Source organism: Psychrobacter sp. GTC18467 (assembly GCF_055397455.1).
This window is the reverse complement of the sequence record NZ_AP038920.1, coordinates 2,018,105-2,041,586: the sequence shown is the minus strand read 5'-3', so window position 1 is coordinate 2,041,586 and position 23,482 is coordinate 2,018,105. Positions and strand designations below refer to the sequence as shown.

Annotated in this window: 22 protein-coding genes and 1 pseudogene; 7 read left to right on the top strand and 16 right to left on the bottom strand. The window is 41.4% G+C overall.

Annotated features, from left to right (window positions below; genetic code table 11):
- Positions 1 to 101: 101 nt before the first annotated feature.
- The 9 genes from ACZ5XY_RS09075 to ACZ5XY_RS09035 form a co-directional block, all read right to left on the bottom strand.
- Positions 102 to 1,406, bottom strand: a complete 1,305-nt coding sequence (locus ACZ5XY_RS09075) for a hypothetical protein (RefSeq protein ID WP_464740937.1) — start codon at positions 1,404 to 1,406, stop codon at positions 102 to 104.
- 3 nt (positions 1,407 to 1,409) lie between these two features.
- Positions 1,410 to 2,438: an ATP-grasp domain-containing protein gene (locus ACZ5XY_RS09070; RefSeq protein WP_464740935.1), complete on the bottom strand. Its 1,029-nt coding sequence runs from the start codon at positions 2,436 to 2,438 to the stop codon at positions 1,410 to 1,412.
- Positions 2,435 to 3,703 (bottom strand): flippase, encoded by a 1,269-nt coding sequence (locus ACZ5XY_RS09065; RefSeq protein ID WP_201532936.1) that lies wholly within the window; start codon positions 3,701 to 3,703, stop codon positions 2,435 to 2,437. Before ACZ5XY_RS09065 ends, ACZ5XY_RS09070 begins: the two co-directional genes overlap by 4 nt.
- A 1-nt stretch (position 3,704) precedes the next feature.
- Positions 3,705 to 4,727, bottom strand: coding sequence for an NAD-dependent epimerase/dehydratase family protein (locus ACZ5XY_RS09060; RefSeq protein WP_464740933.1), 1,023 nt, complete (start codon positions 4,725 to 4,727; stop codon positions 3,705 to 3,707).
- A 22-nt stretch (positions 4,728 to 4,749) separates the two neighbouring features.
- Positions 4,750 to 6,027, bottom strand: a complete 1,278-nt coding sequence (gene tviB, locus ACZ5XY_RS09055; RefSeq protein ID WP_464740931.1) for a Vi polysaccharide biosynthesis UDP-N-acetylglucosamine C-6 dehydrogenase TviB — start codon at positions 6,025 to 6,027, stop codon at positions 4,750 to 4,752.
- 34 nt (positions 6,028 to 6,061) lie between these two features.
- Positions 6,062 to 7,882 carry a polysaccharide biosynthesis protein gene (locus ACZ5XY_RS09050; RefSeq protein ID WP_464740929.1) on the bottom strand — a complete coding sequence of 607 codons (1,821 nt, stop codon included), beginning with the start codon at positions 7,880 to 7,882 and terminating at the stop codon, positions 6,062 to 6,064.
- Between the two features lie 171 nt (positions 7,883 to 8,053).
- A complete protein-coding gene (locus ACZ5XY_RS09045; protein ID WP_464740927.1) occupies positions 8,054 to 10,261 on the bottom strand; it encodes a polysaccharide biosynthesis tyrosine autokinase in 2,208 nt (735 codons plus the stop codon).
- A gap of 13 nt (positions 10,262 to 10,274) precedes the next feature.
- A complete protein-coding gene (locus ACZ5XY_RS09040) occupies positions 10,275 to 10,706 on the bottom strand; it encodes a low molecular weight protein-tyrosine-phosphatase (protein WP_464740925.1) in 432 nt (143 codons plus the stop codon).
- Between the two features lie 11 nt (positions 10,707 to 10,717).
- The gene (locus ACZ5XY_RS09035; protein ID WP_464740923.1) at positions 10,718 to 11,824 is read right to left on the bottom strand and encodes a polysaccharide biosynthesis/export family protein; all 1,107 of its coding nucleotides are present in this window, start codon (positions 11,822 to 11,824) and stop codon (positions 10,718 to 10,720) included.
- A gap of 279 nt (positions 11,825 to 12,103) precedes the next feature.
- On the opposite strand from ACZ5XY_RS09035, the gene rluB reads away from it, so the two are divergent.
- A complete protein-coding gene (rluB, locus tag ACZ5XY_RS09030; RefSeq protein ID WP_464740921.1) occupies positions 12,104 to 13,045 on the top strand; it encodes a 23S rRNA pseudouridine(2605) synthase RluB in 942 nt (313 codons plus the stop codon).
- A 79-nt stretch (positions 13,046 to 13,124) separates the two neighbouring features.
- Here the strand turns inward: rluB and ACZ5XY_RS09025 are convergent, their stop codons facing one another.
- On the bottom strand, positions 13,125 to 13,667 hold the full coding sequence (locus tag ACZ5XY_RS09025) for a hypothetical protein (RefSeq protein WP_464740919.1): 543 nt from the start codon (positions 13,665 to 13,667) through the stop codon (positions 13,125 to 13,127).
- A gap of 10 nt (positions 13,668 to 13,677) precedes the next feature.
- Positions 13,678 to 14,256, bottom strand: coding sequence for a hypothetical protein (locus ACZ5XY_RS09020; protein ID WP_464740917.1), 579 nt, complete (start codon positions 14,254 to 14,256; stop codon positions 13,678 to 13,680).
- Between the two features lie 99 nt (positions 14,257 to 14,355).
- On the opposite strand from ACZ5XY_RS09020, the gene ACZ5XY_RS09015 reads away from it, so the two are divergent.
- Positions 14,356 to 14,796 carry a transposase family protein gene (locus ACZ5XY_RS09015; protein WP_464740915.1) on the top strand — a complete coding sequence of 147 codons (441 nt, stop codon included), beginning with the start codon at positions 14,356 to 14,358 and terminating at the stop codon, positions 14,794 to 14,796.
- A gap of 8 nt (positions 14,797 to 14,804) precedes the next feature.
- Positions 14,805 to 15,188: pseudogene (locus ACZ5XY_RS09010) on the top strand (transposase family protein); the annotation flags it as partial.
- Positions 15,189 to 15,285: 97 nt separating this feature from the next.
- On the opposite strand, the gene ACZ5XY_RS09005 reads toward ACZ5XY_RS09010, so the two are convergent.
- On the bottom strand, positions 15,286 to 15,984 hold the full coding sequence (locus ACZ5XY_RS09005) for a hypothetical protein (RefSeq protein ID WP_464740913.1): 699 nt from the start codon (positions 15,982 to 15,984) through the stop codon (positions 15,286 to 15,288).
- A 118-nt stretch (positions 15,985 to 16,102) separates the two neighbouring features.
- Here ACZ5XY_RS09005 and ACZ5XY_RS09000 point away from each other — a divergent pair, with 118 nt between their 5' ends.
- Positions 16,103 to 16,714: a LysE/ArgO family amino acid transporter gene (locus ACZ5XY_RS09000; RefSeq protein ID WP_464740911.1), complete on the top strand. Its 612-nt coding sequence runs from the start codon at positions 16,103 to 16,105 to the stop codon at positions 16,712 to 16,714.
- A 73-nt stretch (positions 16,715 to 16,787) separates the two neighbouring features.
- Here the strand turns inward: ACZ5XY_RS09000 and ACZ5XY_RS08995 are convergent, their stop codons facing one another.
- Together ACZ5XY_RS08995 and ACZ5XY_RS08990 are read right to left on the bottom strand one after the other, a co-directional pair.
- The gene (locus ACZ5XY_RS08995) at positions 16,788 to 18,272 is read right to left on the bottom strand and encodes a flavin-containing monooxygenase (RefSeq protein WP_464740909.1); all 1,485 of its coding nucleotides are present in this window, start codon (positions 18,270 to 18,272) and stop codon (positions 16,788 to 16,790) included.
- A gap of 115 nt (positions 18,273 to 18,387) precedes the next feature.
- On the bottom strand, positions 18,388 to 19,029 hold the full coding sequence (locus ACZ5XY_RS08990; RefSeq protein WP_464740907.1) for a MarC family protein: 642 nt from the start codon (positions 19,027 to 19,029) through the stop codon (positions 18,388 to 18,390).
- A gap of 64 nt (positions 19,030 to 19,093) precedes the next feature.
- Between ACZ5XY_RS08990 and ACZ5XY_RS08985 the strand changes: the two genes are divergently transcribed.
- Together ACZ5XY_RS08985 and ACZ5XY_RS08980 are read left to right on the top strand one after the other, a co-directional pair.
- A complete protein-coding gene (locus ACZ5XY_RS08985) occupies positions 19,094 to 19,252 on the top strand; it encodes a hypothetical protein (protein ID WP_464740905.1) in 159 nt (52 codons plus the stop codon).
- A 182-nt stretch (positions 19,253 to 19,434) separates the two neighbouring features.
- The gene (locus ACZ5XY_RS08980) at positions 19,435 to 19,908 is read left to right on the top strand and encodes a nucleoside deaminase (protein ID WP_464740903.1); all 474 of its coding nucleotides are present in this window, start codon (positions 19,435 to 19,437) and stop codon (positions 19,906 to 19,908) included.
- Positions 19,909 to 20,034: 126 nt separating this feature from the next.
- Here the strand turns inward: ACZ5XY_RS08980 and nadC are convergent, their stop codons facing one another.
- Both nadC and ACZ5XY_RS08970 read right to left on the bottom strand, forming a co-directional pair.
- A complete protein-coding gene (gene nadC / locus ACZ5XY_RS08975; RefSeq protein WP_464740901.1) occupies positions 20,035 to 20,913 on the bottom strand; it encodes a carboxylating nicotinate-nucleotide diphosphorylase in 879 nt (292 codons plus the stop codon).
- A gap of 113 nt (positions 20,914 to 21,026) precedes the next feature.
- Positions 21,027 to 22,034 carry an NUDIX hydrolase gene (locus ACZ5XY_RS08970; RefSeq protein WP_464740899.1) on the bottom strand — a complete coding sequence of 336 codons (1,008 nt, stop codon included), beginning with the start codon at positions 22,032 to 22,034 and terminating at the stop codon, positions 21,027 to 21,029.
- Between the two features lie 264 nt (positions 22,035 to 22,298).
- On the opposite strand from ACZ5XY_RS08970, the gene nadA reads away from it, so the two are divergent.
- Positions 22,299 to 23,441, top strand: coding sequence for a quinolinate synthase NadA (gene nadA / locus ACZ5XY_RS08965; protein ID WP_464740897.1), 1,143 nt, complete (start codon positions 22,299 to 22,301; stop codon positions 23,439 to 23,441).
- Positions 23,442 to 23,482 lie beyond the last annotated feature (41 nt).

Here is a 23,482-nt window from a genome sequence, read left to right as displayed (position 1 = left end):
TGTATTATAAACAATAAATCACTTAACGAGATTCTGAAAAACTTCTTATTATTACATATAAAAACTATAGATATAAAAGAGAATCGAAGTTTAGCAATAAATTAAAACTTATAAGACCTAAATTTAGGAACTTTAATCCTTATTAAAAGCTTATATGTAAAAAATATAATTATTAGTAGTACTGAAGACATTGGATGTAAAACTAACAGCAGCATTAAGATTAAATAAGCTATTATTTTCAAAAACATATTTTCTAACTTTTCAACCCTATGAATAATAATAATATAAAAAACAGGAAAGAATACTAAACCAAAAACTCCAAAATTCGAGATGGCCTCCATTACAAATGAAGTTGTCAATCCCCAACCGTAAAGATAACTACCACCGAAATCACCGAAAGCTGAGTTTGTAAAGTATACAGCGTATGGATATGGCTTATCTGGCCATAAGCTTCTTGGTATAAAAAAGCTTGCTAAGAATAGATAAGAGGCACCTTTATAGGGAAGAACATAACTATCATTAAGAATTTCATGAAAGATAACAAACTTTAAACTATAATCTCTGCTAAAATCGATTCTAAGACCTTTATAGACGGAGAAAAACCCCTCTGCCTCTTCTATATTTTTACCATAGAACTGAAGGTAGAAATAAAACAGAGTAAATAGTAACAGCCCTAAGTAAGCTATGGTCTTTTTACCCACTACATTTGTTAACAACAGTACCAATAACAATAAAACTGTAAATAAAAGGACAACGCTTCGCTTACCATGGATATATATATCAATAGCAACTAGCAATAATGTAATGATTATCATCAATAAGTATGAGATATTATAATTACTGTTTTTGAGTTTTCGAATCTGAGTAACAATCAGCAAAACGAAAATAGGTAAAAATATCGAAACTAGTTTTGAAGCTAGAATCTGCAGTGCATTAGACTCTAGCCTTGGTCTATCTGCATACTTCATATAAAACGATGGGTCATTAGACAACACGGCTACAATAATCGGTGCAACCAAAGCTAAATATCCTATCCACCGCCATTTATAAAAATAATCCAAAAACTGTTGCACACTAATATTATAACTTAAAGTCTTTGTTTTATTATATCTAGTCGAAGAATAAGTAAATAGTAGCATCAAACATGATAAATAATAATTATATATCGTCGCTGTAACATTATCCTGAAGCGCATAATAAATAGTAAAACTATATAAAGGGCCTGTAAACTTATCATCCATTATAATATCTAAATAAGGCGGCATGATATAAAAGACAATTAATACAGGGATGACAAAAGTATAGGCAGAGATGTAACCTATAAAGGTTCTTCTTAAAGTAATTATTACTGCAACAATAGATATAAAAGCTAGAATAAAATAGCTTAAATCATGTAATATAGACATAGATTAATCTCTATCTTTTATATCCTTTAAAGATGAACCTATTATCCACTCTTGAAGGTTAAAATAACTTTGATGCCAATTTAACATATTATCCCAATAGCCTGACGCACAATCTAAGAAATTTAGCATAGGAAAACCATAGCTAATCTCAACAACGTATATCGCATCTTGCTTACTATGGATTAAATCTATAGCTAATGAAGAAGTTTTCAGTTTTTTACTCAAATCGAAAGCTATCTTAATATACCTTTTATCTATATGCTCGTTTTCAAATACCAAATTTCCACTTCCAGAGGCCCTAAAATCGTTCTTTCTTGTTACTCTTTTTAATGCTACTGCTTTATTTTCAATGACTACAACTCTTATATCAAAACCTTCATTCGGTATAAAGTCTTGAAAATAAATATAGCCTCGTTCCGGTGCTTGTTGTCTATCAAAGTCTGATGAAACGACTAAACGACCTACGCCTTTGGCGACTCCTAACAACGACTCTTTGCCATTTTTGTATTTAGAACATTTCTCTTTTAAATTATTTAAGCGGTCAAACTGGCTAAAGCCTTTTCCAAAGGCTTGATTAATTAATTTTTCAGCATCCTTTTTATTTTTGACAAGCTTAACGTTTGTCGCTCCTGCTCCACCCTTAAGCTTAAAAACCTTTGGATAAGAAGTTTGTTGAGCCCAAGTCATTGCTTCCTTTTTATCATAAAAAACATAGCTCGGAACTAAAGGCGCATCAATTGCTTCCAATAAATACTTTTGGGCTACTTTATCATCAAAATGCCAACCAGTATTAAAATCAGGGAAAACTTTGATACCTGCTTGCTCTAACGAAAATAGAATTTTCTTAGCAGCGATTACGTCCTTGAAATGACCGTGATGATGATGCCACATAAAAGCATCGCAACCTTTAACTTGTTGGATAATATCACTGTCAAAAGCGTTAACTATTTTGTAGTCTATGGCGTTTTTTTCACAATAGGTAATCCAGCGCTCAGAAAAACTACCTTTACGATGATGAATGGCTATTTTCATATGGCTAACTCTTTATTTTTGATGATTTTTGCTTTGTACATAATGCTCATGCCCAAAATAGCTCTTGTCAGCGTTATAGTAATTGCGGCACCAATAAAGGAATAAATGTAAATTAAAGGAAATGAAATCAAGAAACCGATGACAGAACAGACTATCGTTGTATTTCTTAAGCTTTTTTCATAGCCCTTTATTATCATAAAGTTAGTGCCGAAAGTACTTATTAAAGCAGAAAAGACAATAGAAAGTGACATTATCCTTAATACTAAGATAGCAGGCGAAAATTCTTCTGTATAAAATAGTTTTATAATATAAGGCGCAGATAAAAATAATACTACCGAAGCAATAATTGATAATATTATATTTAGCTTAGCATAAAGTTGGTGAGAATCTATTTTTCTAGACAGTAAAGGAAAAAAAACTCTTGAAACGATAGACAAAAACTGCTGAATTATATTTGTAAACTTACTTCCAGCATCTAGTAGCCCATTAGCAACGCTTCCTGAGAAGAAACCTAAAAGCACAATAGAAAAGCTATTATATAAGTTTGGAACAATATTGTTTATGAAAACGTCAGAGCTTCTTTTTATGGTTAACATTATTTGACTAGGATTAGGAGCATAAAGCTTTATTTTCCATCTGAACAATATCACATACATAGCAAAAATGCCGCATACTACGAACCCTAAACTTATAAATAATGGCTGAAGAATATAGTCTTCTTTACTCTTAACAAATAAAAATATCAACAAAGTAAATATCGTCTTACTTAGCAAGCTAAAAATAGTGATAAACTTCATGCGCTCCATAGCTTGGAAGAACCAGTCTGGAAAAAATATCCCTCCTGGTACTAATAAAAAGCTTACTAGCAGTATAGCTTGGTTCTCTTTAAAGTAAGGAATTATTGCTATAGCTCCCAATAATATCAAAAATGAGATAAGCATTAAAAATATTCTTGCCCACAGAACATTGCTGAATATCTCTGACACCCTCTCTAAGTTATCCTTATTTAAAGCCACATCTCTCGTAGCTGTATAATTAAACCCCCAATCAGATATAGTTTTTAGCCAAATTACTACCCCGCCAGCAAATGCAATTTTGCCAAAACCGTCTACACCTATGACACGAGCTAGATATGGAATCGTAATCAACGGAAATATGTAGCCAGCAATTTGTAAAAGCATCAAATAGCCAAAATTGCTCGCCACTACCTTTCCATCTTTACTTTTGCTAACTCGCTTAAAAGAGGTCTTTATCTTATTTATCATACTAAGCTAAAAACTTCACATACCAAGGCATCGCTTTTTCAATACCTTGAATAATATTAAACTTTGGCTCATAGCCCAGCTTATTTTTAATTTTGCTAATATCAGCCTGACTGTGGCGTACATCTCCTGCTCTAAAGTCGCGATAGACAGGCGCTTTGGCATACTCAATGCCATTATTTGCCAAATGCTCCTTTAACGCGTCAAACAGCGTTTTGAGTGTCGTTCGACCACCGACAGCGACGTTATACACTTGGTTTTTAGACTCGTCATTGGCAGTGGCGGCTAGGATATTGGCTTGAACGGCGTTTTCAATAAAGTTAAAGTCGCGACTGGTATCGCCATCACCATTGATATAAACATCCTCGCCTTTAATCATAGCTGCTGTCCATTTTGGAATGACGGCAGCATAAGCACCATCAGGCGTTTGGCGCTTACCAAAAATGTTGAAATAGCGCAGCCCAATAGTATGAAAGCCATATGTTCGCGCAAACACATCGGCATACAGCTCATTGACATATTTGGTGACTGCGTAAGGCGACAACGGATTGCCGATGGTATCTTCAACTTTAGGCAGTGCCGGGTGGTCGCCATAGGTTGAGCTACTGGCAGCATAAGTAAAGCTGCTAACTTTCGCATCACGCGCTGCCACCAGCATATTTAAAAAGCCATCGATATTAGTGCTATTGGTATTGATCGGGTCTGCTATCGATCGTGGTACTGACCCAAGGGCAGCTTGGTGCAGCACATAGTCAATACCGAGACAAGCTTTTTGGCAATCCTCAAGATTACGGATATCACCTTCAATAAAGCGAAATCGCGCCCACTGCTCAGGGCTCACTAAGCTTTGGACTTCATCAAGGTTATGCTGAAACCCTGTAGCAAAGTTATCAAGCCCAACCACAGCTTGATTAAGCTTTAATAACGTCTCAAGCAAGTTTGAGCCGATAAATCCGGCAACCCCCGTGACTAACCAAACTTTAGGAGTATCAATTAGGCTTTTTTGTATAGCTTCGTACTGCGACATAATAGCTGCTCTTTTTTAATAATTATAAACGAATATCTGACGAATTTTTATCAAATAGATATTTAAGATCATAAAGCACATGCTGATCTTTACCAAAATCACGAATAGTATCAGTGCCCATATCAACAAACTGTTGATGGGCAACCGCTAATATAACCCCATCATAGTAGTTAGATTTTGGCGCATTAATAGGCATAATTTGATATTCGTGCTCAGCTTCACTAGCATCAATCCAAGGATCATAGACATCAACGTCAATATTATAATCGCGAAGCTCTTTAATAATATCGATAACCTTTGTATTGCGAACATCAGGACAGTTTTCTTTAAAGCTAAATCCTAAAACAAGAACCTTTGCGCCTTCTACCTGAATGCGCTTTTTAATCATGGTTTTGACTAGCTGGGTGGCAACATATTCACCCATGCCGTCATTTAGGCGGCGACCTGCCAAAATGATTTCAGGATTATAGCCGATGGCTTGGGCTTTATGAGTTAAATAGTACGGATCAACGCCAATACAGTGACCGCCGACAAGACCTGGGCGAAATGGTAAAAAGTTCCATTTTGTTCCGGCAGCTTTGAGCACAGCTTCGGTATCAATACCCATTTTATTAAAGATAACAGCAAGCTCATTAATAAGAGCAATGTTGACATCTCTTTGGGTATTTTCAATCACCTTTGCCGCTTCAGCAACTTTAATAGAAGCTGCTTTGTGAGTTCCAGCAGTAATTACCAAGTTATAAACATCATCAACAAGATTTGCAATCTCAGGCGTAGATCCGGCAGTTACCTTTAAAATATTAGTAACTCGGTGCTCTTTATCGCCTGGATTGATTCGCTCTGGACTATAGCCAACATAAAAATCAGTATTAAATTTAAGATGAGATGCCTTTTCTAATTCAGGAACGCAGACCTCTTCAGTAGCCCCAGGGTAGACGGTGGACTCATAGACGACGATATCATCTTGTTTCAAGATACTACCAAGTGCTTGCGAAGCTTTAATCAGCGGCGTTAAATCAGGCTGTTTAAAATCATCAATAGGTGTGGGTACCGTAACAATAAAAAAGTTACAGTCTTTAAGATCCGCTAAATCTGAGCTAAAGCTAAGCTGGGCTGCTTGTTTAAGCTCGTCATCGCTGACCTCTAAGGTATGATCAGTTCCAGATTTAAGCTCATCAATACGCTGAGTATTGATATCAAAGCCTACAACGGGGCGATGTTTGCCAAATTCAACCGCTAGTGGCAATCCGACATAGCCAAGACCGATAACGGCGATTTTTATATCATTGAGTGTTAGCATCTATTATCCTCAGTTTTACTATGTTAAATTTATTTTAAGCGGCAGACTGCGCTTTATAGCCATCTACAAAATACTCAAAGCGCTGCTTGAGCCAGTCGATATCTTCATCGCGTGCTTTTTGTGGCAAGTCGGCAAGCGTTTCTTCAACTTCGCTCAGCGCAAAACTGTGTTCCATCGCTTGCATGATCAGCGGATGATGCGTTGCTTCAACATTATCATCACCGATGATCAGCTCTTCATAAAGCTTTTCGCCAGGTCGCAGTCCGGTAAACTTAATCTCAATATCACCATCTGGATGGGCAGCATCTTTTGGAATACAGCCACTTAAGAAAATCATCCGCCGCGCTAAATCAACAATCTTGACGGGCTCGCCCATGTTAAGAACGAAAACCTCTCCGCCCTTTGCCATAGCTCCTGCTTGAATGACAAGGTTCGCAGCTTCCGGAATGGTCATAAAATAACGGGTAACATCAGGGTGAGTGACAGTAATTGGTCGACCTTGTTCAATTTGCTTAGTGAATACCGGAACGACAGAACCAGAGGAGCCCAAAACATTACCAAAGCGCACCATGCTAATACAGGTGGTAGATTGTGATTGGCTCAAGCCCTGACAGACAAGCTCAGCCAAGCGCTTTGATGCGCCCATAATATTGGTTGGGCGAACGGCTTTATCGGTTGAGATAAGCACAAAAGTGGCAACACCTGCTTTAATTGCGGCACGAGCACAGTGATAGGTACCCTTGCTATTATTAATAGCACCTTCAAAAGGATTGTGTTCAACAATAGGGACATGCTTATAGGCGGCGGCATGGTAAACGGTTTGGATTTGATGCTGCTTGAAAATCTTAATTAAGTGCTCTTCGTTGACCACATTACCCAAAATTGCAGTAATCTCAATATCTTTATAGTTAGGGTTATTACTTTGTTTTAATAATAGCTCTTGGTGAATGCTATAAAGCGCAAATTCAGACAATTCATAAAGTACCAAAGCTTTAGGCTTATTTTTTAATATTTGGCGGCAAAGCTCGCTACCAATAGAGCCGCCGGCGCCGGTAACTAAGACAGATTTACCTGTGATATTTTTTTGTAAGAGTGATTGGACGGGTTCAACCGTTTGCCGATCTAGCACGTCTAAGATGTCAATTTTGCGCATTGTACTGACCGTTACTTGATCATCAGCAATTTCTTGCAAGCTTGGCAGCGCTTTAATTTTAATTGAGATATCTGCTAAGCTATCAATAATTTCACGGCGGCGGTTGCGGCTGATAGAAGGCATGGCTAAAAAGATTTGGGCAATTTCAAGCTTATTGACCACATCAATAAGCTCACGAGCCGCATAAATACGCTTACCAAAAACGTAAGCTCCAGTTAACTGAGGGTCATCATCAATAAAGGCGCTGACATAGTATTTATGCGAGTTTTTAAGACCCTCTAGCAATTCACGACCTGCCTCGCCGGCACCATAAATCAAGACATTATCGTAGCCAGAATAGTCTTTACCTAACTTTAAGCTTTTGCCTTGACCGCGCATAAGCAGCTCTTTGATGGTCAGCCGGCTATTCCAAAGCCAGATAAAAAACAAGAACAAAAATATAATTGGCGCCGATCTTGGCATATCAGGCATATAATCAAGCGATAACAGCCCTTTATAAATAATAATGAGCACAAGAAATAGTTGTAGCACACGCCCCATCAGCCCTTCAAAAAAGGCGCGAGCGACGCCTTTATAAAAACCAATAAGATAAAGTCCTAAAATAGGAATGGCAGCATATAAACACAAAGCAAGCATACCAATGTGATTGTCAAGCTTGCCGTAACGCAAAGAAATGGCTAAAAATAGACAGACCGCTGCCATAACAAAATCAGCGAAGATTAATACGCCTCGTTTGATAGGTCTTGGCAGCTTCAATAATTGATTAGAAAGCTTATTTAGCCAACCGTCATTAGCACCTTTTGCTTGACTAGAATAGGAATTAAAATCCACTGCCATGTTAAAAACTTCCAACCGTTACCAATACCTGAGTCATTATTTATTTTTGCCGTAGGCATAATTATAGTGATAGCTGTATTTGCTTAGTAATCCTTGCTGCATGTCATTAAGTACTAGACCATCAACTTGGACATTGGCTTTTTCCATTTGCTTAACAGCATAGACAACCTGACCTTCAATAGATTTATTATAGCGGGTGACCATGAGCACTTTATCAGCATAACGCGCTAAAATGATAGCGTCTGACGCTGCTAAAACCGGCGCTGAGTCAATAACAATATAGTCATAATACTCACCTAGCTGTTGCATGAGCTTTTCAAAACGATCACTGGCAAGTAAAGAGGTCGGATTTTTGGGCATTCTACCTCTAGGTATGAAATCAACATGCTCAAGCATGGTCGGATGAACGATTTCTGACAACTCACTATTGTCTTGAGCAAAGTAGTCGGAAAGACCATTGTCCGGAGTCATATTAAACATTTCATGAAGTCGACCAAGGCGCATATCCGCATCGATAATCAATACCTTTTTATCTAGCTGACCAAAAACTTCCGTTAGGTTGGCGGAGATAAAAGATTTACCAATGGCTGGGCTTTCGCCAGTCACTAGAATGATTCGGGCACGCTGGTTGGATTTACTTTGATTGGGCATACCAAACATTAAATGCGTTCTTAAGCTTTTGATCGCTTCGTAACTTAAGCTATCAGAATCAATATTGGTCAATAGGCTATTATTAATTTTCTTATTTTTTGCAAGTTTGGCTAATGTATTTGAATGAGGAACCGTAGCAATAACAGGAACGCCTGTTTTTGCTTCCAATCGCTCAGGATCTTTTACAGGGCTTCTGAGCATATTTTTAATTAAGACCAGCACCGTTCCAAGCATCAGACCTAAAAGTGTAGCCAGTAGCATGATTAACGCTTTTTTTGGGGCAATCGCTTTAAAGGTGCTGATTGGCAAATCAATAATACGCGCAAAGCCAATCTGACCAGCTTTTACGATTTTTAGCTGCTCATAGTTTTTGAGCATGGTCAGATAAATTTCGCGGTTAATACCAACATCTTCTGACAACTTTAAAAACTCGCGCTGAATCTCAGGAAGCTTACTTACCGTTCCTTTAATTTCTTGTTTTCTATCGTTGAGTACTTTTAACTGATCATTGATTTGAACAACTAAAGGATGCTCATCCGTATAATAGGTGGTTAAATCGGCTTTTTTGAGATTTAACTCATTGATTTGTGAGTCAATTTGACCATTTTCTGTGATTAATAACTCGGCTTCTTTACTGACATCAATGGTGCCGTATTTTTCACGAAAATTATTAAACGCAGACTCGGATTCTTCCAATTTTTGCTTAAGCTTTGGAATCTGCGTTTCCATAAAATCAAGCGTTTTAGTCGTTTCTTCCGTACCACGTGATTGGTTTTGATCAATATATGACAAAACAATTTCTTTTAAAATTAAGCTGACTTGCTGCTGATTATTCCCCGTCATTGACAACTGAATGATTCCGGTTTGCTTGCCACGTTCAACGACCGACAGCGCGCTATTAATGTTATTCGTTGCCGTTTGAAGTGATTGCTTAATAACCGTAATAGGGTGTTCATTTATCGGTAAGTCATTGACCGTAATCTGAATGACGCCATCCGACCCTTGAAACTGATGAGGTTGACCAAGCTGACCTTTAAAGTCATCAAAACCATTGGTTAATAAAAAACTATCACCGCGGCGGGTAAGCGTCATTGGCTGATTTAAGTAGCCTTGTGAGACGTTTAACTGGCTGATTTGAACACGACCATCTTCAGTGACTAACGAGACACCTTCAGAGGAGTTAACCTGCGTATGATTGCGATTATTTTTTATTTTTTTAATAACGCTAATTTCAGGGTCGCTTAAACGAATGCGTAGATGTAGCGCATTAATTACTGGTTCTAAAATCATTCGCGATTTGATCAACTCAGCTTCAGTCTGCGCAGGACTGACATCAGGCGATACCAATTCAGAGATATTAGCACCTAAAGCTGAAATCCCCGATGATTTATCATCGATTTGAAGCAAAGCTTCGGATTTAAAAGTTGGTGCAACATAGCGACTGTATAAAACACCAATTATCAGTCCAAGAATGGCGCACAGCAGTAACGTCTTCCAACCTCGAAGCAGGCTTAATAGCAGCGCTACCAAATCAATTTCATCATCGTCCATTGCTTTAGCTTGCGCAGGCGTGCTTTTTGCAGTTGTACTCATAACTCATTGCCACTTAAATCTTATCAAACCAGGAATCTAGACTTTTTATAATGTCTTTTTTGGCTGTAATAAATGCATTATCATCGTGACCATAAGGATCAGCAATGTCTTTATCAATCCAGTGTCCAAGCCGATATGTCTTACCCCGACAATGCGGCCACTGCGACTCAATCCAGCGGACTTGATTTTCTGACATCGTAAAAATCAAATCAGCTTGTTTAACCAAATCTTCATTAATTTGCTTAGCGATATGATCACTCATATCAATATTAGCGTCAGCGCTCATTACTGCCATAGCTTGATCATCTGCGCCATGACCTACTACTGCTGACAGCCCTGCAGAATCGATATGTTTATTGGGAAATTGTTTCTTTAATAACGCCTCGGCAATAGGACTTCGGCAGATATTGCCGACACAAACGACTAAAATATTATTAAAGCTCATGATATCGCCTACTATAATCTTGATAAAATAGAAATAGCTGATGTTGATGGCAGCAGAGCACTGATCACACGGTTCCAACGAGTGAGCCCTGTCGGATCAACATAAACGATATCATTAGGCTGCATCTCAAAACGGTTCGCTAACGCAAAGCTTGTGATATTTTGCATATCAACATAGTAGATATTGGTCTGAGGATAATTTGGATTATCACGAACCACATAAATTTTTGCAGCATTAGCAGTATTAGAATTAAGACCGCTTGATTCTCCTAGGACATGAGCTAAACTTAATCCCTGCTCTAAAATTGGAACGGGCTCAACTTTACCAAACTCACCTAACACATAAACTTTGTTTCGGCTTTGGCTGTTCACATGAATAGAATCGCCATTTTTAATATAAATTTGATTGGCAGATGATCCCATTTGGCGAAGTGACTGCAGCCCTAAATTATAATTAACGCCATTGCGGTTGAGGACAATGTTATCCGAATCCCCTGTCGGCATTGCCCCGCCTGCCATTGATATTGCGCCATAAAGCGTTACAGGCGCATCAGTCATATTAAATTCACCCGGCTGCTTAACCTCACCATCAATAAAAAACTTATTACCACGATAATCAATGATTTTAACTTGTGGATCTGAGTACTTTAAATAGCGCTGCAGCTGTCGCTGCAGATTAGCGGTAAATTGCGGAACACTAAGACCAGCTGCTTTAATTCGCCCAATTAAAGGAAACTGGACAAAGCCTTGTTGATCCACTGGAAATCCTGCAGCGTAGGGATTACTACTATTTAATGCGGTCGGCGGTGCAATATCAGGATATCCTGATAACACAATACTTAAGATATCCCCTGACGTGATCTTATAATCTACTCGTCCTGAAGATCGAATTAATTGAGCAAGGCTGGCATTAGGAGTCGCAATTTGCTTTAGCGGCAAGGTCGCCAAAGTCAATGGTTGAACGACAAACTCAATGCCATTTTCAGCTTTAAACGCGCCATAAGGCGGTAAATCACCAGACTTAAACCCTGAAGTAATCGTACTGTGAGTGGCGCACCCCGCTAAAAGGCTTATGCTTAAAAGCGCTGAAATCCCAGATATTTTGGTTAATCGCTTCATAGCCGCTCCACTTCTTTACTTAATAAACCGTAACCCATCATTAATTTACAAAACTTAACTAATGTAGCAAATTTAAGCGGCATGATACCATAAGAAAATTGAAATTAGCTAATATCTACTAACTAATGTTACAAAATTTTGCACTTTGTCTTTCAAAAGTTAGAAAAACTATTTTTTGGAATTTTAAAATAAGTTCTTGCAGTTATAGCAGCTTACTTTAAAATGCTTTTAATAGAACTCTACATTGCGAAATGTAGCCACCGAATCAAGGAATTCATCATGAAAGACGAAAAACTGCAAAAAGCGCTTGCCCGAATGGGGCTTGGCTCACGCCGGCAAATGGAAGACGTCATTAGATCAGGTCGCGTATCCATCAATAGCGCCCCTGCTACGATTGGCGATCGGGTCAATATCGGTGATGAAATCCGAGTTGATGGTCGCTTAATCCGCTACAAAGCCGAAAATGAAAAGCGCCGCCGCGTGTTAGCCTATTATAAGCCGGAAGGGGAGATTTGCTCAGCAACCGACCCTGAAGGTCGCCCTACCGTATTTGAGCGCTTGCCAAAGCTGACTCACGACCGCTGGGTGATGGTTGGTCGCTTGGATATCAACTCAACGGGACTGTTGCTATTCACGAACGATGGCGAGCTTGCGCATCGCTTGATGCACCCCTCAAACGAGATTACCCGTGAGTACGCCGTTCGCGTGTTGGGCGAAGTGACGCCGGAGATTGCTAAAAACCTAACCGCCGGTGTCATGCTTGACGATGGCATGGCGCAATTTGAAGATATTAAAGAAGGTGGCGGTGAAGGTGTCAACAAATGGTATCACGTTAAACTAAAAGAAGGTCGCAACCGTGAGGTTCGCCGACTGTTTGAATCGCAAGGGCTTAAGGTTAGCCGCCTGCTTCGAACGCGCTATGGCAGCATCAGCCTGCCAAAAGAGCTGCGAACCGGTCGCTTTTTAGAGCTTGATAAAAAAGACATCAACAGCTTAACCGATTTGGTCAGCTTACGACCGCGCCAAGATACCGGACTTCAAGGTGCGGCAAAACGTAAGCAAGAGCGAATTAAAGACAAACCGCTTAAAGCTCGCCGCGATTATCAGCGTGACAGTAAACGTAATGACAATAAAGAAAGTTCGCGAAGAAATGCTAATGATAAAGGCAATCGCCAACGTAGCGAGCGCCCAACAGACAATCGCAATCGCCGTTCAAAGTAATTGTTAACTTAAAATCGTTTTGATAATAAAAAAGCAGTAACTTTAATTACTGCTTTTTTATTTTTCAATTTTTGTAATATTAGCGCTGAGTGTCTAAATAACGCTTCATTACTTTTAATTCTTGCCAATGTTGGGCTTCTATTTTACTTAATACCCCATCTAACCGTTCTTCAATACCATCGAGTAATTCTTTTAATAATTGCTCAGCGTCACTCATTTTTTCAGCGTTGATGTTTTTTTGTTGATAGGACTGCCGTAAATGATAATAGCTTGCCAGCATTTCAGGAAGTCTGAAATAAATAAATTTATGGGCGATAAATTCTTCTTCGCTAAGCGCTTGATTATTTTCATTTAACGACTGCTGATAACTTTCAAAATGAGCTAATTTTTGGTCAATATTTTGCAATTGCCGCAGCAAATCGTTATTTAACCCTTGCAAATGCGCAGGGTTTAATTCAAGCTTTTGCCATTGCAGTTTATTAATTATTAGCGGCGCTTTTGGGTTTTGATAAACCATAACACCTGGCGTAATTCCGGCGATACGGTGCAGGGCGTGCCAGCTTTTTTTACCCAAATAATAAATCGTGATTGCGGTGACCGCGCCGACGCCGATTAGTATCATAGAGCCCTACTTATACCCTATCGTCATTTGGTAGGCTTAACGTATCTTCTACGCCATCAAAACGCTGCTGCAAATAACGATTGGTCGCAAGCAATTTTTGACCATCTTGATGATAGGACGCGTCAAGAAGCTCATCAAATTGCTTATTAATGGTGCTTAACACTTCTAATAATGCCCCTTGAGCGGTGACGTTGGAATTTTTAATTTTGGTCGAATCAGCGCGCGCGCCTTCTAAATCATAAAGCCTTTGATAATCGCGAACCGCTTGCGGAATGTGGTTGTCCATTAAATTTTGAATCATGACATAAGTTTCATTCACGCTGTCGGAATCATCAATTTTGCCATCGTTATTGCTGTCGCCATAAATCAGCCGCAACTTTTCACCTTTTTGGTTAATCTCATTAAGGGCAACTTTGACCGGTTCAGGAAGGCTTTTTTCAGGAATATAACCAAGCTTTGGAATTGATTTATAGCCAAGCATTTTAGGCGCAGTGATTTTTTTAAAGCCGCGATAACCCAAATACACGCCTGCTGCCGGTAAGACGCCGTATAATAAAAACATAAGAAATAAGGCAGTTGCTTGGGTCATTTGAGCATCCTTTAATTGCTTTTTCTCTATTAGACCTCTTGCAAAAGTATCCCAACTTGCTAGGATATCCGTAACTGACTCACAAAGAATGACCATATTATGCCCGATACCGCCAAACTCCTTAGCCAAAGCAATGCTAACTTCAAACGCTACACCGGTATAGAAAAAGCGACCTTTGAGCACATGCTTAAAGCCATGCAGGCGCATGAGACTCAGAAGACAAAATCTGGCAGACCAAGTGAGCTCAGTCTGGAAGAACAAATTTTACTGGCGCTAACCTACTGGCGGGAGTATCGAACACTTTATCATATTGGCATGGACTTTGGGGTTCACGAATCTTCAGCATGTCGCATCGTTCGTAAAGTTGAAGATATTCTTATCACGTCAGGTCAATTTGACTTACCGAAAAAACTGCCAAGCAGAACAGACGATGACATTAACTGGTCAGCGGTCATTGTCGATGCCACAGAAACCCCGATTGAGCGTCCAAAAAAAACCAAAAACAATACTACAGCGGCAAAAAGAAACGACACACCCTAAAGGCACAGCTCATCATTCATTGGCAAACGGGGACGATATTAGACGTTCAAACCTGCAAAGGCTCAGTTCACGACTTCAAGCTCTACAAAGACACTCGACCAGATTGGCTGCCGGATACGGCATATATCATGGCAGATGGCGGTTATCAAGGTCTTGCTAAATTGCATGACAATACGTTCACCCCGTTCAAAAAGCCTAAAGGGGGCAGTTTGATTAGTGAGGCCAAACACGCCAATCAGTACCTTGCTAAGTGTCGTATTTTAGTTGAGCACAAAATAGGATTGGTTAAGTTATTCAAGATGGTCGCTGAACGCTATCGCAACCGAAGACGACGCTATGATCTTCGGATGAAGTTATTCACAGGCATTGTCAACTTTGAGAATGCGCTTTAACTTTTGCAAGAGGTCTATTAAACAAAACATTGTGACCTGTGACCATATCTTTATCGTTAATGGTCGCTAACGCGGGTTACATTGATGGCGTCACAATTCATGAATGCTTGGTTCGGTTTTTGACGTAGCGGTGGGTGGACGCCAAGCGATTGACCACGGTTTGGTGCAATTCATCAAGAAGCTCATCAAGTTCGTAATCAATTTGCAAAAACAAATCGGTCAGTAAGTCACCTGCGGTCATGTTACTTTGAACGACGCTATTTTTGGTTCGATGCGGGCTAAAGCGCTGCAACTGCTGATAATGATGAATGGCTTCAGGGATGCTTTCTTGAATGAGTTTATCAATGACAAATTTGCGCTCATCATGACGATGATTGTCATCAATTTGGGCGCTCCACTCACGGTAGCGCGAAAGCTTACCGTTAATCCGATCAAGAACAGCAACCGCTTCAATCGGCATGGCGTTTAAAGTATCAGGGTCAACCACGTCTATCAGTTCAGTCATCATCGGGCAATGTCCATGGCGCAGCTGCCATCGCGACGCCATATCAAACGGTGGTCGACCACATCGCTGATAACGCAATTTATTGGCAAGGTAGCGCTCGGTAAGGGTACTATTATTTGACAAATCTTTATTACTGATTTTATTGTTTTCACTATTATTTTGAGTCGCTGATTGATTAGGGCTGCTATAATCGGCACTTTTTGGCGCTGGTGTTTCAGATGCGTTTTTTTGCGCCGTCTCAGTTGATGGCTGACCAAAGGATTTTAGCATTCGTGTTAAGCTTACGACCATAATTTGCTTGATTCCTTTGTTATTACCTCGTTCAGGATCATTTTATTTTGGGCAATTTTTTTATTTTTACTCCTCGTACTTTAGGTAGTGTAGCAGGTTTTATGATGAATTTTAGCAAATGACAGCGCTAATTAATGCAGATTTTAGTTCAGGATTGCTGCTTGGGCTGTCGCTTATTGTGGCGATTGGCTCACAAAATGCGTTTATTTTAAAGCAAGGCATCAAGCGCGAGCATGTGTTTTGGGTTTGCCTGTTTTGCGCGGTAAGCGATGCGTTATTAATCGTCGCGGGGGTTGCCGGATTTGGGACGGTCACCGCAAAGTTTCCGCAAGTGGTGACCATAGCTAAATGGCTCGGGGCGCTGTTTTTATTGGCTTATGGACTGCAAAATCTACGCGCAAGCATCACCAATCAATCTGCCCTTCATGCCAGCGCGCATTTGACCACAAGTCTTAAAAAAGCGCTGCTGCTTTGTTTTGGCTTTACTTGGCTTAATCCACACGTTTATTTGGACACTTTGGTGTTGGTTGGCATGGTGTCAACGGGCGCGGAAAATGCCAAACTATTTGCCATGGGCGCGGTAACGGCATCGTTTTTATTTTTCTTTAGTTTAGGCTTTGGCGCGCGGTTGCTAGCACCGATATTTGCCAAACCCAAAGCTTGGAATATTCTTGATGGTTTGGTTGGTTTGTTGATGCTGTATTTGGCTTGGCAATTAGCATTTAATTAACTTTTTAATTTTAAAAACAAAAAGCCAAACCTGACGTTCAAGTTTGGCAAATTTAATTCAATCCAATCTAAAATTACGATGCTTTAGCTTCGGCTTCATTGGCTGATTTTTTAGAAGCGGTTTTATTTTCCGTGACTTTATTTACCGTCTGAGATTTTACAGTGGGTGCGCTGTCATTTTCGCTACTTTCAGTCATGCCTTCAGTCACGCCAACCAAGTCCAAAAAGTGCTCAAGCGAGTCATCAAGCACCTCAAGCCAAGGCTCAGGAAGCTTGGGCGCAAGCGTTCCGGTCAAAGTTGAGCGATAGGCTTTTTCGCGAAATCCCATGATGTCAGCGGCTTTATCTTGTTGCCACTGTTTAAAAATCTCGCCCTGCTCTTCGACCGCAAACTCAGGATAATCCGTGGCATTGGTCAAATCGCGAATGTAGCTTGCTTGAAAGTCGATCGACTCGTTGCAGCCGTTTAAAGCATCATGACGCTCAAGCCAATCGGCTTCGTCCTTTTGACGAGCTTCAAGCTCTGGTAACTCAATCTTGCCAAGCATCACATCGCGCGCAAACCAAGCTTGGGCATCAAACATGTTAAAGGTAAAGTATTGGTCTTGCATACCAAGGTAGATAAGCTTTGGGTTTGGCTGCCAAAAAATACCTTTATAAAGGTTTGCCGGATACAAGCAGTTATGCGTTTGCAGTCGCAGCTCATCAGGTAAAAAGCGGAAATGAAACAAATAGCCTGTGCACATAATGACCGCATCAAAGCGCTGACTTGTGCCATCGGCAAAGTGCGCAATATCATCTTCAAAATGAGTTAATAAGGGCACTTCGCTAATGCCTTCGGGCCACTCATAGCCTAATGGCTGACTACGATAACTGATAGTGACCGATTTTGTGCCGTACTTGTAGCACTGAGTGCCAATGTCTTCAGCAGAATAGCTGCTACCAACGAGTAGCACCTCTTTGTCTTTAAATTCAAGGGCATCGCGGAAATCGTGAGCATGAAGTACACGCCCGGGAAACTGCTCAAGACCTTCAAAATAAGGCATGTTTGGTGTCGAAAAATGACCGGTGGCTACGACAACAAAATCAAACTCGTCGGTTTCTTGCTCGCCAGTTTTATGGTTCATGACGGTCACGGTAAATTTTTGCGTGTCGTCATCAAAGGTCACCCAGCGCACCGGACATTCAAAGCGGATATATTTTTTGATATCGTGCTTATCAATTCGCCCCATGATGTAATCTTTTAACACTTCGCGCGGCGGATAAGAGGGAATCGGCTCGCCAAAATGCGCTTCAAAGGAATAATCAGCAAACTCTAAGCACTCTTTTGGACCATTTGACCATAGATAACGGTACATACTGCCATGAACCGGCTCACCGTGTTTATCAAGACCAGTTCGCCAATTGTAGTTCCACATCCCGCCAATATCGTTTTGTTTTTCATAACAAACTATCTCAGGGAGGTCAGTTGCTCCGGCTAAACGAGCCGTTTCAAACGCTCGCAGTTGCGCAAGCCCACTAGGCCCTGCCCCCAAAATAGCAATCTTTGCCTTACTCAAAACTTACTCCTGTTCACTGAAATGAAGCACCATCATAACATATCTTGATAATGCTTGCTTAGTCATCAAAAGTTAGCTATTTTTGAGTGAAGCTTTGAATTAAAATGCCATTTTTTTATAATAAATCTGGAAACAGCGTTCGCAAACCATTAACAATAATTTCAATGGCAACTGCCGCTAGCAGCATCCCCATGATTCGGCTCATAATATTAAGTCCAGCATCGCCTAAAACTCGGCTAATGCGTCCTGCTGCCATCAATGCCAAATAACAAAAAATACTGATAAAAAGTCCGGCAATTATCACCGCTGACATTTGCAGTAATCCTGAAATCTGCGAGGAATAAATAATGACGGTTGAAATCCCCCCAGGACCTATCATCATTGGGATTGCAAGCGGCACAACGGCTGAGGCAGTTGATGGCAGCGTATCTTGAACGTGATCAATATCAAAATTGTCTTGATCGGGCTTGACCGGATTGCCTTCCCCATTCATCATATTGATGGCGATTAAAAACACCAAAATCCCACCTGCCATCTGAAATGAGCCAATCGAAATCCCAAGCCCCTTGAGCAGCGACTCCCCTGCCAAAGTGAAAAATGCAATGGTAATAAAAATGGTCAAGCAAGCAATCCGCGCCACTTTGCGGCGGTTTGCCATGGTATAACCGCGGGTCAAATCTAAAAACAGGGTCAATGCGCCAAAAGGGTTGATGAGCACCATAAACGCAAGGATAATTTTGATAATTTCGGTATTCATAGCCGCAAGCTCGCATTTGGGGTTGCTGCAAAAAACAAAGCCATCGCAAGGTTATTACGATGGCATGGGCAATATTCGTTATTCTAACATATTGTTATTTGTGATGAAAACTTTGGTTATGGGTCATCAAGATAAAAATTTCTTCAAAATCAGTAAAAATGCTTTTAGCGGCTTTAAGCTTGACTTTAATAGCGGCGGTGGCGATACTCTGCTCAGGATTTGATTATTGCATTGCAATATCAACTCTCACGGCTACCCTTCTTTTTACCTTTTTTATTTACGCTTTTTGGCTATTTTTCAAATCCTGCGCGCAAGACGTGTTGCCTTGTTATGGGCTAGCTAAAATCAGGCGCGCAGCTTTAACGGGCTTTTTTAACCCCAATCATAATGATAAAGGATGATGTTATGGCAGACCAACTGACCGATTTTGATAAAAAAATGATTAAGCGCTCCATCGAGCTTGCTACCGAAAACGTCGCTAAAGGCGGCGAACCGTTTGGCGCGGTGCTCACTCGCGGTGAAGACGTGCTAACCGAAGCGGTCAACGAAGCCTATCTCCACGACGACCCAACCGCTCATGCTGAAATGCAAGCGCTGCGCCAAGCCGGCAAAACGCTGCGTCAGCCGCACGAAGGCATCACCGTTTATGCAAGCGGCAAACCTTGCGGAATGTGTATGGCAGCGATGCTTCAAGTTGGCATTGACCGCGTGGTTTATGGCGCTGATGAAGAGCTTGGCGACGCTTACGGTTGGGGAACTCAGCCGCTATATGACAAATTGAAAAAAGACTTAGGTCAGCAAGGTATCGAAGTCGTTAACTGCCCTGACGCCAGCAGCAAAGAGCCGTTTGATGCTTATAAAGAAAAGCATGGCGCTTAAAGTAGTTTTGCGTTAGTTTTTATCGTTTTTCAAAAAGCATATTTTATAAAACGCATAAAAAAAGCCCTTATCTAATATAAGGGCTTTTTTAGTTTTAGCGATTAATGCTTGTTAATAATAAAGGCTTTATGCTTCGCTGCTAAAATCAAGACCAATATCAAGCGCGGTGGTGCTGTGCGTTAAATAGCCCATGGCGATAAAATCAACGCCGGTTTTGGCAACGGCAACGACGGAGTCCGGCGTGATGCCGCCTGATGCCTCAGTTTGCGCGCGACCTTGGCACATGGCAACAGCTTTGGTCAGCATTGATGGCGACATATTATCCAGCAGCACCAAATTCACACCCGCATCAAGCGCTTCTGCTAATTGCTCCAAATTATCGACTTCAACTTCAATCGGAATGAGATGACCGGCTAGCGTTTTTGCCTGCGCAATTGCGGTGGTGATATCGCCTGAAATGGCGATATGATTGTCTTTAATTAAAATGGCATCATCAAGCCCCAAGCGGTGATTGCGACCGCCGCCGCAGCGAACGGCATATTTTTGCAATACCCGCAGCCCCGGAATGGTTTTGCGCGTACAGGTAATTTGCGCCGGAAACTCAGCAACGCTATCGACGATTTGGCGGGTGGCGGTAGCAATGCCGCTTAAATGGGTCAAAAAATTCAGCGCCGTTCGCTCAGCGGTTAATAAATTGCGGGCGTTACCTTGAACGGTTGCCAGAACGCTTCCTGCGGCAACTTTTTCGCCATCGGTAATATTGGCAACAAAATCAATGTCATCATCCACCAACGCAAACGCCATTTTTGCCAAATCCATCCCACAAATCACGCCGGATTGGCGAGCGCGAATTTCAAGCTTTGCCTGCATGCCAGCCGGAATCGTCGCTTGCGAAGTCACATCGCCGCGCCTACCCAAATCTTCAACAAGCGCCGCCTCGACCCAAGGCTTGATAACCAGATTGGCAAGGGCGGATTCGGTGACAGAATTTGGCAATTGGCTCATGGGATATCCTTATCTTATATTGGCTTAAATCTAAATTAATATCTTGAATTAATCTCAAAATGAGCATAAATATAGCGGAAAATAATTTTAATGGCAATAAAAAAGCCGTAACTTTATTTGCGTTTGGGTAATTTGCTGTCCATGAGTAAGCTTTGCAATTCAATGTCATGGCAAAAGCGGTAAAGCTTGGCAGGGCGACCACGCTGATGGGTGCTGCTTTTTCCCGTAGGCATCACCAAATTTTGCGACTCAAGCAAGCGGCGAAAGTTTTGCTTATGAAGTGGCACGCCTGATAATGCCTCAACGCTTTGCTGCAACTGTGATAAGGTAAACTCATTTGGCATTAAACCAAAAATCAGCGGTTGATATTCAATCTTGGCGCGAATCCGTGAAATGGCGGTCGCAATGACGCGGCGGTGGTCATAATACATCGGCGCGCCAATAATTAACGCCCAATCACTTGGCAGTTTATTGGGTTGATAATCCGGCGATTCTGGAATGAGACCTGCTTCATAAAGCATCTCATAGCGCAAAAGCACGTGTTCGGCAACCCAATTGACGCCGATATTTTGCAAATAGCTGTCGCCGTTTTCTAAGTTTTTTAAATCCTCAAAGCCATTTACGCCCCAACATAAGCAAATGCGCTGACGACGGCGACGCGCTGTAGCTGTGTCCGCCGCATCCGCCCAAGCAAATAATTCTGGAATGATAACCTCGGTAATCACGTTAGGCGCGCCATTTAAATGGTTCTCCCACGGAAAATAATCAAACCAATCACGCCAAACCGCTTGGCTTTGGCGGCGAATGGTTTGCATTTCCTGAACCAGTCCCAAATAGCTGACGTAAACGAGCGCATGACCGTCAATGTTGCGCCGGTTGGTATCAACAAAGGTATAAAGCTGCTCCATGTAGCCAAGTGGCTGCTGCGTTTGCTCCTCGACCCACTGGCGAACGCCTGCCTGCAACGAGCGATGCAGCGGCATCAGCGGACCATTGGGCAATAATTTGCCGTCATCGACCGTCAGCACTTTGGCAACGCCTTCAATAATGGCAACCAAAACCGCCACCACTTCGGTCGTACCGCTTCCCGATTTGTGAGCGTGAGAATAAGACAATGTCATTGCTTTACTATTATCCTTGTTTAATTTTTATCGTAACTTTAGTATTGATTGAGTATAGCTTGAATCCTAATAAATAGGCATTTTGAAAGCGTTTAAAATCATCTAAAACCAAATGGCTTACCATTACCAAATTTTTGTTATCAATATTTAATAAAAACCACTTGTATTAATGCTCAAAATGAGCATAATTAAGCAAAATGACTTTTTCTTTTATTCAATTCAAAAACCTCATCTGCCATCGCTTGATACTCAAAGGTTTGCCTTATGATTACCTCATTTCCTTTTGATGCTCCCGTTTTGAACGCTGACAATAGTCTTGCCAAAAAATTAAACATTGATTACGCCCGCGCCAAAATTCCGGCGGATTTACCGCGTGACAAGCGCAAACAAGTTGAGGCGAAAATCAAGCAGCTTTTGATTGAAAAAGATGCCGTTTTGGTGGCGCATTATTACGTTGACCCCTTTATTCAGGATTTAGCATTGGCAACTGGCGGCTGCGTTGGCGATTCGCTTGAGATGGCGCGATTTGGGCAAGCGCATCCGGCAAAAACCTTGGTGGTCGCTGGCGTTCGCTTTATGGGCGAGTCGGCAAAGATTTTAAGCATGGAAAAAACGGTGTTAATGCCAGATTTAGAAGCCGAATGTTCGCTTGATTTGGGTTGTCCAAGCGCCGATTTTAGCGCATTTTGTGACGCCCACCCCGACCGAACCGTGGTGGTTTACGCCAATACCAGTGCGGCGGTGAAAGCTCGCGCCGATTGGGTGGTGACCTCATCGGTTGGTATTGATATCGTCCGTCATTTGCATGAAAGCGGCGAAAAAATCATTTGGGGTCCTGACCGCCATTTAGGAAGCTATATCGCTCGCGAAACCGGCGCGGATATGCTACTTTGGCAAGGCTCGTGCTTGGTTCATAATGAGTTTAAAGCCACCGAACTTGAACAATTAAAAGCAGAAAACCCAACGGCAAAAGTCCTCGTTCACCCTGAATCACCGGACAGTGTAGTCGCGCTTGCCGATGTGGTTGGCTCAACCAGTAAGCTGTTAAACGCAACGTTTGAGATGGATGATGACACCTTTATTGTCGCGACCGACCTTGGCATTTTACATGAAATGCAAAAAAAATCGCCGACCAAACGCTTTTTAGCCGCACCAACCGCCGGTGAAAGCGCAAGCTGCAAAAGCTGTGCGTTTTGTCCGTGGATGGCAATGAACGGCTTGCAAGGGATTGAAAATTGCTTGACCCATTTTAGCGGTGAAGTATTGCTTGATGACGACCTAGCGGCAGCTGCCAGAAAGCCCTTACAGCGGATGCTTGATTTTGCCGAAGCGCAAAAATCGCGAGTGACCGCAAGCGGCGATATTGTCAAAGACCGCGACTTGTTTGCTCATGTTGGCGCGGCTTAATGTTACTTAAATGCTAGCGGCTTAATCCCAAAGCCGCTTAA

What these genes read in the sequence shown, in the direction of transcription:
- ACZ5XY_RS09060 (WP_464740933.1), bottom strand. Translation starts at nt 4,727, where the DNA reads ATGTCGCAGTACGAAGCTATACAAAAAAGCCTAATTGATACTCCTAAA.
- ACZ5XY_RS09065 (WP_201532936.1), bottom strand. Translation starts at nt 3,703, where the DNA reads ATGATAAATAAGATAAAGACCTCTTTTAAGCGAGTTAGCAAAAGTAAA.
- ACZ5XY_RS08980 (WP_464740903.1), top strand. Translation starts at nt 19,435, where the DNA reads ATGGCAGACCAACTGACCGATTTTGATAAAAAAATGATTAAGCGCTCC.
- nadC (WP_464740901.1), bottom strand. Translation starts at nt 20,913, where the DNA reads ATGAGCCAATTGCCAAATTCTGTCACCGAATCCGCCCTTGCCAATCTG.
- ACZ5XY_RS09045 (WP_464740927.1), bottom strand. Translation starts at nt 10,261, where the DNA reads ATGAGTACAACTGCAAAAAGCACGCCTGCGCAAGCTAAAGCAATGGAC.
- tviB (WP_464740931.1), bottom strand. Translation starts at nt 6,027, where the DNA reads ATGCTAACACTCAATGATATAAAAATCGCCGTTATCGGTCTTGGCTAT.
- ACZ5XY_RS09050 (WP_464740929.1), bottom strand. Translation starts at nt 7,882, where the DNA reads ATGGCAGCGGTCTGTCTATTTTTAGCCATTTCTTTGCGTTACGGCAAG.
- ACZ5XY_RS09040 (WP_464740925.1), bottom strand. Translation starts at nt 10,706, where the DNA reads ATGAGCTTTAATAATATTTTAGTCGTTTGTGTCGGCAATATCTGCCGA.
- ACZ5XY_RS09035 (WP_464740923.1), bottom strand. Translation starts at nt 11,824, where the DNA reads ATGAAGCGATTAACCAAAATATCTGGGATTTCAGCGCTTTTAAGCATA.
- nadA (WP_464740897.1), top strand. Translation starts at nt 22,299, where the DNA reads ATGATTACCTCATTTCCTTTTGATGCTCCCGTTTTGAACGCTGACAAT.
- ACZ5XY_RS09025 (WP_464740919.1), bottom strand. Translation starts at nt 13,667, where the DNA reads ATGATACTAATCGGCGTCGGCGCGGTCACCGCAATCACGATTTATTAT.
- ACZ5XY_RS09015 (WP_464740915.1), top strand. Translation starts at nt 14,356, where the DNA reads ATGCCCGATACCGCCAAACTCCTTAGCCAAAGCAATGCTAACTTCAAA.
- ACZ5XY_RS09075 (WP_464740937.1), bottom strand. Translation starts at nt 1,406, where the DNA reads ATGTCTATATTACATGATTTAAGCTATTTTATTCTAGCTTTTATATCT.
- ACZ5XY_RS09020 (WP_464740917.1), bottom strand. Translation starts at nt 14,256, where the DNA reads ATGACCCAAGCAACTGCCTTATTTCTTATGTTTTTATTATACGGCGTC.
- ACZ5XY_RS09000 (WP_464740911.1), top strand. Translation starts at nt 16,103, where the DNA reads ATGACAGCGCTAATTAATGCAGATTTTAGTTCAGGATTGCTGCTTGGG.
- ACZ5XY_RS08990 (WP_464740907.1), bottom strand. Translation starts at nt 19,029, where the DNA reads ATGAATACCGAAATTATCAAAATTATCCTTGCGTTTATGGTGCTCATC.
- ACZ5XY_RS09005 (WP_464740913.1), bottom strand. Translation starts at nt 15,984, where the DNA reads ATGGTCGTAAGCTTAACACGAATGCTAAAATCCTTTGGTCAGCCATCA.
- ACZ5XY_RS08985 (WP_464740905.1), top strand. Translation starts at nt 19,094, where the DNA reads ATGGGCAATATTCGTTATTCTAACATATTGTTATTTGTGATGAAAACT.
- rluB (WP_464740921.1), top strand. Translation starts at nt 12,104, where the DNA reads ATGAAAGACGAAAAACTGCAAAAAGCGCTTGCCCGAATGGGGCTTGGC.
- ACZ5XY_RS08970 (WP_464740899.1), bottom strand. Translation starts at nt 22,034, where the DNA reads ATGACATTGTCTTATTCTCACGCTCACAAATCGGGAAGCGGTACGACC.
- ACZ5XY_RS09070 (WP_464740935.1), bottom strand. Translation starts at nt 2,438, where the DNA reads ATGAAAATAGCCATTCATCATCGTAAAGGTAGTTTTTCTGAGCGCTGG.